The organism is Streptomyces pseudogriseolus, from assembly GCA_002154585.1.
Lineage (GTDB): Bacteria > Actinomycetota > Actinomycetes > Streptomycetales > Streptomycetaceae > Streptomyces > Streptomyces pseudogriseolus.
Map to the genome: position 1 here is coordinate 1 of MUNG01000307.1, position 13,159 is coordinate 13,159.

The 13,159-nt window shown below is 71.5% G+C and carries 11 protein-coding genes; all 11 read left to right on the plus strand.

The window, feature by feature from the left end; genetic code table 11:
* Nucleotides 1–77 precede the first annotated feature (77 nt).
* Nucleotides 78–2,195 (plus strand): excinuclease ABC subunit UvrC, encoded by a 2,118-nt coding sequence (gene uvrC, locus CCN29_RS24790; RefSeq protein WP_086684555.1) that lies wholly within the window; start codon nucleotides 78–80, stop codon nucleotides 2,193–2,195.
* Complete coding sequence (gene rapZ, locus CCN29_RS24795) at nucleotides 2,192–3,187, plus strand: RNase adapter RapZ (RefSeq protein ID WP_006135278.1); 996 nt, start codon at nucleotides 2,192–2,194, stop codon at nucleotides 3,185–3,187. The genes uvrC and rapZ overlap by 4 nt, the downstream gene beginning before the upstream one ends.
* Nucleotides 3,184–4,251: a gluconeogenesis factor YvcK family protein gene (locus tag CCN29_RS24800; protein ID WP_086684559.1), complete on the plus strand. Its 1,068-nt coding sequence runs from the start codon at nucleotides 3,184–3,186 to the stop codon at nucleotides 4,249–4,251. Before rapZ ends, CCN29_RS24800 begins: the two co-directional genes overlap by 4 nt.
* On the plus strand, nucleotides 4,242–5,231 hold the full coding sequence (gene whiA / locus CCN29_RS24805; RefSeq protein ID WP_006135276.1) for a DNA-binding protein WhiA: 990 nt from the start codon (nucleotides 4,242–4,244) through the stop codon (nucleotides 5,229–5,231). Before CCN29_RS24800 ends, whiA begins: the two co-directional genes overlap by 10 nt.
* A gap of 178 nt (nucleotides 5,232–5,409) precedes the next feature.
* Nucleotides 5,410–8,364, plus strand: coding sequence for a M14 family metallopeptidase (locus CCN29_RS24810; RefSeq protein ID WP_086684562.1), 2,955 nt, complete (start codon nucleotides 5,410–5,412; stop codon nucleotides 8,362–8,364).
* Between the two features lie 225 nt (nucleotides 8,365–8,589).
* On the plus strand, nucleotides 8,590–9,597 hold the full coding sequence (gene gap / locus CCN29_RS24815) for a type I glyceraldehyde-3-phosphate dehydrogenase (protein ID WP_006135274.1): 1,008 nt from the start codon (nucleotides 8,590–8,592) through the stop codon (nucleotides 9,595–9,597).
* 159 nt (nucleotides 9,598–9,756) lie between these two features.
* Complete coding sequence (locus tag CCN29_RS24820) at nucleotides 9,757–10,968, plus strand: phosphoglycerate kinase (RefSeq protein ID WP_006135273.1); 1,212 nt, start codon at nucleotides 9,757–9,759, stop codon at nucleotides 10,966–10,968.
* Nucleotides 10,969–10,974: 6 nt separating this feature from the next.
* Nucleotides 10,975–11,751, plus strand: coding sequence for a triose-phosphate isomerase (gene tpiA / locus CCN29_RS24825; RefSeq protein ID WP_086684565.1), 777 nt, complete (start codon nucleotides 10,975–10,977; stop codon nucleotides 11,749–11,751).
* A 139-nt stretch (nucleotides 11,752–11,890) separates the two neighbouring features.
* Nucleotides 11,891–12,127 carry a preprotein translocase subunit SecG gene (gene secG / locus CCN29_RS24830; protein ID WP_006135271.1) on the plus strand — a complete coding sequence of 79 codons (237 nt, stop codon included), beginning with the start codon at nucleotides 11,891–11,893 and terminating at the stop codon, nucleotides 12,125–12,127.
* A 212-nt stretch (nucleotides 12,128–12,339) separates the two neighbouring features.
* Entirely contained in the window at nucleotides 12,340–12,675 is a 336-nt protein-coding gene (locus CCN29_RS24835) for an RNA polymerase-binding protein RbpA (protein ID WP_003957010.1), read from the plus strand.
* 133 nt (nucleotides 12,676–12,808) lie between these two features.
* The coding region (locus CCN29_RS24840) for a phosphoglucose isomerase-related protein (RefSeq protein ID WP_503167724.1) at nucleotides 12,809–13,159 on the plus strand (351 nt) is incomplete at its 3' end.

Sequence of the window (13,159 nt, forward strand, 5' to 3'; positions counted from 1 at the left end):
CCGCTCCCCTCCCCGGTTGTCCACAGCCCCGCCCCGGCCCCGCCGTCCTGTCGGTGTCCGCCAGTAGGGTGTGATGCATGGCCGACCCCTCCAGCTACCGCCCCAGACCGGGAGAGATCCCCGACTCGCCGGGGGTCTACCGGTTCCGCGACGAGCACCGCCGGGTGATCTACGTCGGGAAGGCGAAGAGCCTGCGCCAGCGCCTGGCGAACTACTTCCAGGACCTCGCCGGGCTGCACCCGCGCACCCGCTCGATGGTGACCACGGCCGCGTCCGTGGAGTGGACGGTGGTCTCGACCGAGGTCGAGGCGCTGCAGCTGGAGTACTCCTGGATCAAGGAGTACGACCCCCGGTTCAACGTCAAGTACCGCGACGACAAGAGCTACCCGTACCTCGCGGTGACGATGAACGAGGAGTACCCGCGCGTGCAGGTGATGCGCGGTCACAAGAAGAAGGGCGTGCGGTACTTCGGGCCGTACGCGCACGCGTGGGCGATCCGCGACACCGTGGACCTGATGCTGCGCGTCTTCCCGGTGCGCACCTGCTCGGCGGGCGTGTTCAAGAACGCCGCGCGTACCGGCCGCCCCTGCCTGCTCGGCTACATCGGCAAGTGCTCCGCGCCCTGCGTGGAGCGGATCTCCGCCGAGGACCATAGGGAGCTGGCCGAGGAGTTCTGCGACTTCATGGCCGGGCGCACCGGCACCTATCTGCGCCGTCTGGAGCGGCAGATGGCCCAGGCGGCCGAGGACATGGAGTACGAGCGGGCCGCGCGCCTGCGCGACGACATCGGCGCGCTGAAGAAGGCCATGGAGAAGAACGCGGTGGTGCTGGCGGACGCCACCGACGCCGACCTGATCGCGGTCGCCGAGGACGAGCTGGAGGCGGCCGTCCAGATCTTCCACGTGCGCGGCGGGCGGGTGCGCGGCCAGCGCGGCTGGGTCACGGACAAGGTCGAGGAGATCACCACCGGCGCCCTCGTCGAGCACGCCCTTCAGCAGCTGTACGGCGAGGAGACCGGCGACGCCGTGCCGCGCGAGGTGCTGGTGCCCGCCCTGCCCGACCCGGTGGAGCCGGTGCAGGAGTGGCTGACCGGGCGGCGCGGTGCGAACGTCTCCCTGCGCGTCCCGCAGCGCGGCGACAAGAAGGCCCTGATGGAGACGGTGCAGCGCAACGCGCAGCAGGCGCTCGTGCTGCACAAGACCAAGCGCGCCTCCGACCTCACCACCCGCTCGCGCGCGCTGGAGGAGATCAGCGACGCCCTGGGCCTGGACAGCGCCCCGCTGCGGATCGAGTGCTACGACATCTCGCACCTCCAGGGCGACGACGTCGTGGCCTCCATGGTCGTCTTCGAGGACGGGCTGGCCCGCAAGAGCGAGTACCGCCGCTTCCAGATCAAGGGCTTCGCCGGCCAGGACGACGTGCGGTCCATGCACGAGGTGATCACCCGCCGCTTCCGCCGTTACCTGGCGGAGAAGGAGCGCACGGGGGAGTGGGCCGACGGCGAGGAGCCCGGCGCGGCGGAGGCGGGCCCGGACGGCACGGTGACGGGGACGGACGGCGCGGGTCTCGCCGAGCCGCCCGCGAGCACCCTCACCGAGGACGACGGGCGCCCCAAGCGGTTCGCGTACCCGCCGCAGCTGGTCGTGGTGGACGGCGGCGCGCCGCAGGTCGCGGCCGCCCAGCGGGCGCTGGACGAGCTGGGCATCGACGACATCGCGGTGTGCGGTCTCGCCAAGCGGCTGGAGGAGGTGTGGCTGCCGGGCGACGACGACCCGGTGGTGCTGCCCCGGACCAGCGAGGGCCTGTACCTGCTCCAGCGCATCCGGGACGAGGCGCACCGCTTCGCGATCACCTATCAGCGCGCCAAGCGCGCCAAGCGCTTTCGTTCCAGCCCCCTGGACGACGTCCCCGGTCTCGGCGACACCAGGAAGCAGGCGCTGATCAAGCACTTCGGTTCGTTGAAACGGCTGCGGTCGGCGACAATCGAGCAGATCTGTGACGTTCCGGGCATAGGCCGCAAGACGGCCGAGGTGATCGTCGCGGCTCTCGCCCAGGCGGTGCCCGGCGGTCCCGCCGTGAACACGGCGACGGGCGAGATCATGGATGACACGGAAGAACCCGGGCAGCAGACGGGTTCCCCGGGGGAGCCCGTGTCCACGGGCGCCCCGGACGAACGACGGGGGCAGGAGCGATGACCGAGCACGAGACAGGGCCCGGGGACCGGGCGGCACAGCAGGCGGGCGGGGCCACGGCCCGCGCCGGCGTCCGGCAGGACAACGGAGCACAGGTGAAGACGGGCAAGGACAACGGCGGGGTGCCCGAGGCCGGCATCCCCGAACTGGTGATCATCTCCGGGATGTCCGGGGCGGGGCGGTCGACGGCCGCGAAGTGCCTGGAGGACCTCGGCTGGTTCGTCGTCGACAACCTGCCGCCCGCGCTGATCCCCACCATGGTGGAGCTCGGCGCGCGCTCCCAGGGCAACGTGGCGCGGATCGCGGTCGTCGTCGACGTCCGCGGCCGGCGCTTCTTCGACAACTTGCGCGAGTCCCTCGCCGACCTCGACGCGCGCGGCGTCACCCGGCGCACGGTCTTCCTGGAGTCCTCCGACGAGGCGCTGGTGCGCCGCTTCGAGTCCGTGCGCCGCCCGCACCCGCTCCAGGGCGACGGCCGGATCGTCGACGGCATCGCCGCCGAGCGGGAGCTGCTGCGCGAACTGCGCGGCGACGCCGACCTGGTGATCGACACCTCCGGGCTGAACGTCCACGAGCTGCGCGCGAAGATGCACGCGCAGTTCGCCGGCGAGGAGGAGCCCGAGCTGCGGGCCACCGTGATGTCCTTCGGCTTCAAGTACGGCCTCCCGGTCGACGCCGACCTGGTCGTGGACATGCGGTTCCTGCCCAACCCGCACTGGATCCCGGAGCTGCGCCCCTACACCGGCCTCAACGAGGAGGTGGCGTCGTACGTCTTCAACCAGCCCGGCGCCAAGGAGTTCCTCGACCGGTACGCCGAGCTGCTGCGTCTGGTTGCCGCGGGCTACCGCCGTGAGGGCAAGCGCTACGTGACCATTGCGGTCGGCTGCACGGGCGGTAAGCACCGCTCGGTCGCCATGTCGGAGAAGCTCGCCGCCCGGCTCGCCGCGGAGGGCGTGGAGACGGTGGTCGTCCACCGGGACATGGGACGGGAATGACACGACGTACTCCGCGGCTGAGCCGGCTGCGCAGGGCGGTCCCCGAGGGCCGCGCAGGCCGGCCGGCCGAGACGCGCGGCGCGCGCCCCCGCCGCAGGGGCGCCCAGCCCAAGGTCGTCGCCCTCGGCGGCGGCATGGGCCTGTCCGCCTCGCTCGCCGCCCTGCGCCGGATCACCGGCGACCTCACGGCCGTGGTCACCGTCGCCGACGACGGCGGCTCCAGCGGCCGCCTGCGCGACGAACTGGGCGTGCTGCCCCCCGGCGACCTGCGCAAGGCGCTGGCCGCGCTGTGCGGGGACGACGACTGGGGCCAGACCTGGGCGCGCGTCATCCAGCACCGCTTCCAGTCCAAGGGCGACCTGCACGAGCACGCGGTCGGCAACCTGCTGATCGTCGCCCTGTGGGAGCAGCTCGGCGACCACGTCCAGGCGCTGGACCTGGTGGGGCGGCTGCTCGGCGCGCACGGCCGGGTGCTGCCCATGTCCGCCGTGCCGCTGGAGCTTCAGGCGCTGGTCAAGGGGCACGACCCGGAGCGCCCCGACGACGTCGGCACCGTCCGCGGCCAGGCCACCGTCGCCCTCACCCCCGGCGAGGTGCAGTCGGTGCACCTCGTGCCGAACGACCCGCCGGCCGTGCCCGAGGCGGTCGCGGCGGTGCTGGACGCCGACTGGGTGGTGCTGGGACCCGGCTCCTGGTTCTCCTCGGTGATCCCGCACCTGCTGGTCCCCGAGCTGCTGGACGCGCTCGTCGAGACGAAGGCGCGCCGGGTGCTCTCGCTGAACCTCGCCCCGCAGCCCGGAGAAACAGAGGGCTTCTCCCCGCAGCGTCATTTGGAGGTTTTGGGGCGACACGCCCCTAAACTCGCCCTGGACGTGGTGCTGGCCGACGAGGCCGCCGTGCCCGACCGGGACTTGCTGACCGATGCCGCCGAGCGGTTCGGCGCCGCGGTCGAGCTGGCCCTCGTGGCCCGGCCCGACGGAAGCCCCCGGCACGACCCGGAGCTGTTGGCCGCCGCGTACGACCGTATTTTTCGGATGCATGGAAGGATCGGCCCATGGCGATGACGGCAGCGGTGAAGGACGAGATCAGCCGGCTCCCCGTCACCCGTACCTGCTGCAGGAAGGCGGAGGTCTCCGCCATTCTGCGGTTCGCCGGCGGCCTCCACCTGGTCAGCGGGCGCATCGTGATCGAGGCGGAGCTGGACACCGCCATGGCCGCCCGGCGGCTCAAGCGGGACATCCTGGAGATCTTCGGGCACAGTTCCGAACTGATCGTGATGGCTCCGGGCGGACTGCGCCGCGGCTCGCGGTACGTGGTGCGCGTGGTCGCGGGCGGTGACCAGCTCGCCCGTCAGACCGGTCTGGTGGACGGCCGGGGCCGTCCGATCCGCGGCCTGCCCCCGCAGGTGGTCTCGGGGGCCACCTGCGACGCCGAGGCCGCCTGGCGGGGCGCCTTCCTCGCGCACGGCTCCCTCACCGAGCCCGGCCGTTCCTCGTCCCTCGAGGTGACCTGCCCCGGCCCCGAGGCCGCGCTCGCCCTGGTCGGCGCCGCCCGCCGGCTGCACATCGCCGCCAAGGCGCGCGAGGTGCGCGGCGTGGACCGGGTGGTCGTCCGGGACGGCGACGCGATCGGCGCGCTGCTCACCCGGCTGGGCGCGCACGAGTCGGTGCTGGCCTGGGAGGAGCGCCGGATGCGCCGCGAGGTGCGCGCCACGGCGAACCGGCTGGCCAACTTCGACGACGCCAACCTGCGCCGCAGCGCCCGCGCCGCCGTCGCGGCCGGCGCCCGGGTGCAGCGCGCGCTGGAGATCCTCGGCGACGACGTGCCCGAGCACCTCGCCGCGGCCGGCCGGCTGCGCATGGAGCACAAGCAGGCCTCCCTGGAGGAGCTGGGCGCGCTCGCCGACCCGCCGCTCACCAAGGACGCGGTGGCCGGACGCATCCGCCGGCTGCTGGCCATGGCAGACAAGCGCGCCCAGGACCTCGGCATCCCGGGCACGGAGGCCAATCTCAGCGAGGAACTGGACGACAAGATCGGCGTCTGACCCGCACGCGTGACTCCCTCCTGACCCTTCTGACGCCTGATCAGAACACCGGCGCCGCCGCCCGCTCGGGTGACCGGCGCCGGTTTCGTGTGTCGTGGCGGCGCCCTTGACTCGATCATGTTGTGTCATGAGCCTGGCATCTGTTCGCCGCTGTGGCGGACCTCTCTCAGGGGGGCTCATGAGACGAAGAGCGAGATCGATCCTCGCCGTCGGCACGCTCCTGCTCGGCGGAGCCGGCTTCGCACCTGTCGCCCAGGCACAACCCGCACCGCCCTCGCCCGGTGATCCCGGCGAGGTCAAGGTCTACCGCGCCGACGTCACACGGCAGCAGGTACCCCTGCTGCTGGCGGCGGGGCAGGACGGTCACGAACTCGGCGAGCGGGTGCCCGAACGGGGCACGGCCGCCGTCGAGGTGTACCTCACCGAGGGACAGGCCCGGAAGCTGGAGAAACAGGGCGTCGACCTCACCGAGCACCGGCTCCCCGCCCGGGCGGAGAGACGCACGGCGGACGCCGCCGAGGGCGTGTTCCGGCCGTACAGCGGCAAGGGCGGCCTCAAGGAGGAGATGCTGCGCACCGCGCAGCGCAACCCCTCCCTCACCAAGGTCGTCTCCATCGGCAAGACGATCCAGGGCAAGGACATCCTGGCCCTGAAGCTCACCAAGCAGGCCCGCAGGACGAAGGACGGCTCCCGGCCGGCCGTCCTCTACATGGCCAACCAGCACGCCCGTGAGTGGATCACGCCGGAGATGACCCGCCGGCTGATGCACCACTACCTGGACCGGTACCGGACCGACCGGCGGATCAAGCGGATCGTCGACACCACCGAGCTGTGGTTCGTCCTCTCCGCCAACCCGGACGGCTACGACCACACGTTCGCCGACGACGCCAACCGCCTGCGGCGCAAGAACCTCCGGGACGTCGACGGCGACGGGAAGATCGGCTCCGGTGACGGCGTCGACCTCAACCGCAACTTCCCCTACAAGTGGGGCTACGACGACGAGGGCTCCTCACCCAGCCCCTCCAGCCAGACGTACCGGGGCGCCTCCCCGGGCTCCGAGCCCGAGACCCAGGCGATCGACGCCTTCGAGAAGCGCATCGGCTTCACCTACGGCATCAACTATCACTCCGCCGCCGAGCTGCTCCTCTACGGCGTCGGCTGGCAGGTGGCCACACCCACGCCCGACGACGTGCTGTACAAGGCGCTCGCGGGCACGCCGGACAACTCGGCGGTCCCCGGCTACCACCCGCAGCTCTCCTCCGAGCTGTACACCACCAACGGCGAGGCGGACGGCCACGCGGCGAACGTCAACGGCATGGCGATGTTCACCCCGGAGATGTCGACCTGCCAGACCGCGTCCGCGTACGACCCCGACGACGCCTGGGAACCCGGCGACTGCCGCTCGATCTTCACCTTCCCGGACGACGAGAAGCTGATCCAGCAGGAGTTCGCCAAGAACGTCCCCTTCGCGCTCTCCGTCGCCGAGACCGCCGCGCACCCCGACCGGCCGTCCTCCGCGGTCGGCCTCGAGGCCGCGGACTTCACCCCGGCGGCCTTCACGACCTCCTACGCGCGCGGGGAGGACCAGGAGATCTCCGTGGTGGCCCGCACGTCGGTGCGCGACAAGGAGATGCGGTACCGGGTCGACGGCGGCCGCACCCACAGCGTGGACCTCAGGCCCTGGCGGGGCGGCGAGCGCTACGGCGGCGAGGACGACCTCTACTTCGACGAGTACCGCGCGAAGGTCCGCCACGCCGAGCCCGGCGACCGGGTCGATGTGTGGTTCACCGGCAGGACCCGCGGCGGCACCAAGGTCTCCGCCGAGCCCTTCACCTACACCGTCGCGCAGCGGCCCCGCGCGGACGTCCTCGTCGTGTCCGAGGAGGGCGCGAAGGCCACCGGCACGAAGGCGTACACCGACGCGCTGCGGGCCAACGGCCGGAGCGCCGCCGTCTGGGACGTGGCCGAGCAGGGCGCGCCGGACGCGCTCGGCGTGCTGAGCCACTTCCGCACCGTCGTCCACCACACCGGGCCGGCCGTCCCGGGCGTCGCCACCCAGCTCCAGCTGCGGGCGTTCCTCAACGAGGGCGGCCGGCTGATCGAGGCGGGTGAGCAGGCCGGCGGCGACGTCGACCTCGGCGACGGCGTCCTGTCCGACGACTTCAGCCAGTACTACCTGGGCGCCTACTCCCGCACCGCCACCTCCGGCGCCACCGCGTTCACGGGCGCCGGACGGCTCGCCGGCACCGGCGGCCCGCTAGGCGACGCGCCCGGCAACCCGCTCGACCGGCCCGGCAGCTACGCCCTCACCTCCGATGAGCTGCCGCCCGCCACGTACCCGCAGTTCGCGAGCGCCGGGGCCGGGTCGTTCGCCGGCACGGTCAACCCGTACGGACCCTACGCGGGCTCCTTCATGGCGGCCGCCGTGCACACCGACGACGGCTACAAGCGCCTCACCCGCACCGTCGACCTCACAGGTGTCACCGCCGCCGACCGGCCGGCGCTGCGCACCCGCCTGCTGTGGGACACCGAACCGGGCTACGACCACGTCATCGTCGAGGCGCGCACCGCGGGCGGCGACGACTGGACGACCCTGCCCGAGGCGGGCGGCGCGACCCGCACCACCGTGCCGTCCGAGTGCGCGGCCGGGTTCCTCGTCGCCGGGCACCCCTGGCTGGAGCACTACCTGACCCTGGGCGACGACGGCTGCGCCGCGACCGGCACCACCGGGGCGTGGAACAGCCTCACCGGCTCCTCCGGCGGCTGGCGGCAGGTGGAGTTCGACCTCGGCGCGTACGCGGGCCGCACGGCCGAGGTGTCGATCGCCTACGTCACCGACCCGGGCAGCGGCGGCCGGGCCGTCCTCGCCGACGACGCCTCCCTCGTCGTGGGCGGGACCGTCACCGAGAGCGAGGGCTTCGAGGAGTCCCTGGGCGCCTGGCGGGCCTCGGGACCGCCCGCGGGCAGCCCGTCGGCCCTGAAGGACTGGACCCGCACCGGGGAGCTGTTCCGCACCTACGCGGCGGTCACCACGGAGGACACCGTGCTTCTGGGATTCGGCCTGGAGCACCTCGCCTCCGCGGCGGACCGGGCGGCCCTGCTGAGGAAGGCGCTGGCCGCCGTCCGCGGGTGACACCGGCGCCGGCGAGGCCGGTCACGGACGGCGGAGAAGGCTGACGGAAGACCGTCGCCACGGGGCGGTCCGTACCCTACTGGCGGGTACGGACCGCCCTGCCGGGTATGGGACAACTCGATGTCACGGCCGGGGCCCCGGAGAGGTAGGGTCGACAGTGGTCGGGGACATCCCAAATACAGCTCGCCGGCGTCAGAGCCGGCGTACCAACGAGGAGATCGGTTCGTGACGATCCGCGTAGGCATCAACGGGTTTGGCCGCATCGGTCGGAACTACTTCCGCGCGCTCCTGGAGCAGGGCGCCGACATCGAGATCGTGGCCGTCAACGACCTGGGCGACACGGCGACCACCGCGCACCTGCTGAAGTACGACACCATCCTGGGCCGTCTCAAGCAGGAGGTCTCGCACACCGAGGACACCATCACGGTCGGCGACAAGACGATCAAGGTCCTCTCCGAGCGCAACCCCGCCGACATCCCGTGGGGCGAGCTGGGCGTCGACATCGTCATCGAGTCGACCGGCATCTTCACCAAGAAGGAAGACGCCGAGAAGCACATCACCGGCGGCGCCAAGAAGGTCGTCATCTCCGCCCCGGCGAAGGGCGAGGACATCACGCTCGTCATGGGCGTCAACCACGAGCAGTACGACGCGGCCAACCACCACGTCATCTCCAACGCCTCCTGCACCACCAACTGTGTGGCGCCCATGGCGAAGGTGCTCGACGAGAACTTCGGCATCGTCAAGGGCCTGATGACGACGGTCCACGCGTACACGAACGACCAGCGCATCCTGGACTTCCCGCACAAGGACCTGCGCCGCGCCCGCGCCGCCGCCGAGAACATCATCCCGACCACCACGGGCGCCGCGAAGGCCACCGCCCTGGTGCTGCCGCAGCTCAAGGGCAAGCTGGACGGCATGGCCATGCGCGTCCCGGTTCCCACCGGCTCGGTCACCGACCTGGTCGTGGAGCTCTCCCGCGAGGTCACCAAGGAAGAGGTCAACGCCGCCTTCCAGAAGGCCGCCGAGGGCGAGCTGAAGGGCTACCTGGAGTACACGGAGGACGCGATCGTCTCCTCCGACATCGTCAACGCCCCGGCGTCCTGCACCTTCGACTCCTCCCTGACCATGGTCCAGGAGGGCAAGAACGTGAAGGTCATCGGCTGGTACGACAACGAGTGGGGCTACAGCAACCGCCTCGTCGACCTGACGGTCTTCATCGGCAACCAGCTCTGATCGTGGAGCGGACGGCCTGATATGAGTGCAGGGCTCGGAAGGCGCGGCGACGCGCCGTCCGGGCCCTGACGCACGTATCGGAACGGTCGCCCTCTTTCGATCACGAGCGATCACGAGCGAACAGGTCGCTGAACACGTTGCTCTGACAGGGAGCCCCCTATGAAGACGATCGACGAACTCCTCTCCGAAGGCGTCGCGGGCAAGCGGGTCTTCGTCCGCGCCGACCTCAACGTGCCGCTGGACGGCACCACCATCACCGACGACGGCCGTATCCGCGCCGTGGTGCCTACCGTCAAGGCCCTCGCCGACGCGGGCGCCCGCGTGGTCGTCGCCTCGCACCTGGGCCGCCCCAAGGGCGCCCCGGACCCCGCCTTCTCGCTCGGCCCCGCCGCCGCGCGCCTCGGCGAACTCCTCGGCGCCGACGTCGCGTTCGCCACCGACACGGTCGGCGAGTCGGCCTCCTCGACCGTCGCCGGCCTCGCCGACGGCCAGGTCGCGGTCGTCGAGAACCTCCGCTTCAACGCGGGCGAGACCAGCAAGGACGACGCCGAGCGCGGCGCCTTCGCCGACCAGCTGGCCGCCCTCGCCGACGTCTACGTCGGCGACGGCTTCGGCGCGGTGCACCGGGGGCACGCCTCGGTGTTCGACCTCCCGGCCCGCCTGCCGCACTACGCCGGCCACCTCATCGCCACCGAGGTCGGCGTGCTGAAGAAGCTCACCGACGACGTCCAGCGCCCCTACGTGGTCGTCCTCGGCGGCGCCAAGGTCTCCGACAAGCTGGCCGTCATCGACCAGCTGCTCGGCAAGGCCGACCGCATCCTCATCGGCGGCGGCATGGCGTACACCTTCCTCAAGGCCCAGGGGCACGAGGTCGGCTCGTCCCTGCTCCAGGAGGACCAGATCCCGGCCGTCCAGGAGTACCTGGCGCGCGCCGAGAAGAGCGGCGTCGAGCTGGTGCTGCCGGTCGACACCCTGGTCGCCGGCGAGTTCCCCGACATGAAGGCGAAGACGCCGGGCAACCCCGAGAACGTCGCCGCGGACGCCATCCCGGCCGGGAAGCTGGGCCTGGACATCGGCCCGGAGACCCGCAAGCTCTACGCCTCGAAGCTCGCCGACGCCGCCACCGTCTTCTGGAACGGCCCCATGGGCGTCTTCGAGCACCCCGACTACGCCGAGGGCACCAAGGCGGTCGCCCAGGCCCTCCTCGACTCCCCGGGATTCACCGTGGTCGGCGGCGGGGACTCCGCCGCCGCGGTCCGTACCCTGGGCTTCGACGAGCAGGCATTCGGCCACATCTCGACCGGCGGCGGCGCCTCCCTCGAATACCTCGAGGGCAAGACGCTCCCCGGCCTCGCAGCACTGGAGGACTGACCCTCAATGACCACCCGTACGCCGCTGATGGCGGGCAACTGGAAGATGAACCTCAACCACCTCGAGGCCATCGCCCACGTCCAGAAGCTCGCCTTCGCCCTGGCCGACAAGGACTACGACTCCGTCGAGGTCGCCGTCATGCCGCCGTTCACCGACCTGCGCTCCGTGCAGACCCTGGTCGACGGCGACAAGCTGAAGATCAAGTACGGCGCGCAGGACATCTCGGCCCACGACGGCGGCGCCTACACCGGCGAGATCTCCGGCCCCATGCTGGCCAAGCTGAAGTGCACCTACGTCGCGGTCGGCCACTCCGAGCGCCGCCAGTACCACGCCGAGACCGACGAGGTCGTCAACACCAAGGTGAAGGCCGCCTTCAAGCACGGGATCACCCCCATCCTGTGCGTCGGCGAGGAGCTGGAGGTCCGCGAGGCGGGCAACCACGTCTCCCACACCCTCGCCCAGGTCGAGGGCGGTCTGAAGGACGTCCCGGCCGAGCAGGCCGAGACGGTCGTCATCGCCTACGAGCCGGTGTGGGCCATCGGCACCGGCAAGGTCTGCGGCGCCGAGGACGCCCAGGAGGTGTGCGCGGCGATCCGCGGCAAGCTCGCCGAGCTGTACACCCAGGAGCTGGCCGACAAGGTCCGCATCCAGTACGGCGGCTCCGTGAAGTCCGGCAACGTCGCCGAGATCATGGCGCAGGCCGACATCGACGGCGCCCTGGTCGGCGGCGCCTCGCTGGACGCCGACGAGTTCGTCAAGATCGTCCGCTTCCGCGACCAGTGAGTGACCGGGGTGCGCCCGCCCGCGGGCGCACCCCCGGGACGGGAGTAGGCCGCAGGGCCGATCCGTCGTACTCTTGCGGGGTCCAGTCCGGTGCTGGACCCCGTGTCGTCCATCCGTTTCCGAGGAAGTTGGTCCAGCCGTGGTTCTGGGGTTCTCCATCGCCCTGATCGTCTTCAGCCTGCTGCTGATGCTGCTGGTGCTGATGCACAAGGGGAAGGGCGGCGGCCTCTCCGACATGTTCGGTGGTGGCATGCAGTCGTCCGTCGGCGGCTCCTCGGTCGCCGAGCGCAACCTCGACCGGATCACGGTCGTGATCGGTCTGCTCTGGTTCGCCTGCATCGTGGTGCTCGGCATCACGATGAAGATGAGCAACTGACCCGCGCGGCGCGATCCGCCCGCAATCCCCACGTAACGCCCCATGTTCGGTACGCGCAGCTGAGCGCGGCCTATCATGGGGCTTGCGTCTGGATGCGGAGACAGGTAACTCCTATCACTGGACGCGCGTTGGGCCTTACGTAGACTGAGGCGCTCGCAGCGAAGCGGTACGCCGACTCGCTTCGCGGCACCATTACGCAGGGAGTTACGACCGTGGCAAGTGGCAACGCGATCCGGGGGAGCCGGGTCGGGGCGGGGCCGATGGGCGAGGCCGAGCGCGGCGAGTCCGCGCCGCGGCTGCGCATCTCGTTCTGGTGCTCCAACGGGCACGAGACACAGCCGAGCTTCGCGAGCGACGCGCAGGTGCCCGACACCTGGGACTGCCCCCGCTGCGGCTTCCCGGCCGGGCAGGACCGCGACAACCCGCCGGACCCGCCGCGCACCGAGCCCTACAAGACGCACCTCGCCTATGTGCGCGAGCGGCGCAGCGACGCGGACGGCGAGGCGATCCTCGCCGAGGCGCTCGCCAAGCTGCGCGGCGAGATCTGACACCGGCCGACGCCGGGCACCCGCCTGCCGCCGGTTCGCTCTCCGGACTCTTCCGTCCTCGTCACCGCTGATCAATTAGGTTGGGATCAGTCGGCACAGCGGGGACATCCAAGGAAGAAGGCTGAAGTCCGAGATGAACGCAGACGGCCGTAGCAGGCTCAACCAGAGGCCCGAGTGGACCGCACTGGCCCAGCACCGCGAGGAGCTCGGCGAGGTGCGGCTGCGCGAGCTGTTCGAGGCCGATCCGGACCGCGGCACCGGGTACACCCTCCAGGTCGGTGACCTGTACGTCGACTACTCCAAGCATCTGGTCACCGACGAGACGCTGCGGCTGCTACGTGAACTGGCCGCTGCGACGGACGTGTTCGGGCTGCGGGACGCGATGTTCCGCGGAGAGCGGATCAACACCACCGAGGACCGCGCGGTGCTGCACACCGCGCTGCGGGCGGCGCGCGACGCGGTGGTCGAGGTCGACGGGGAGAAC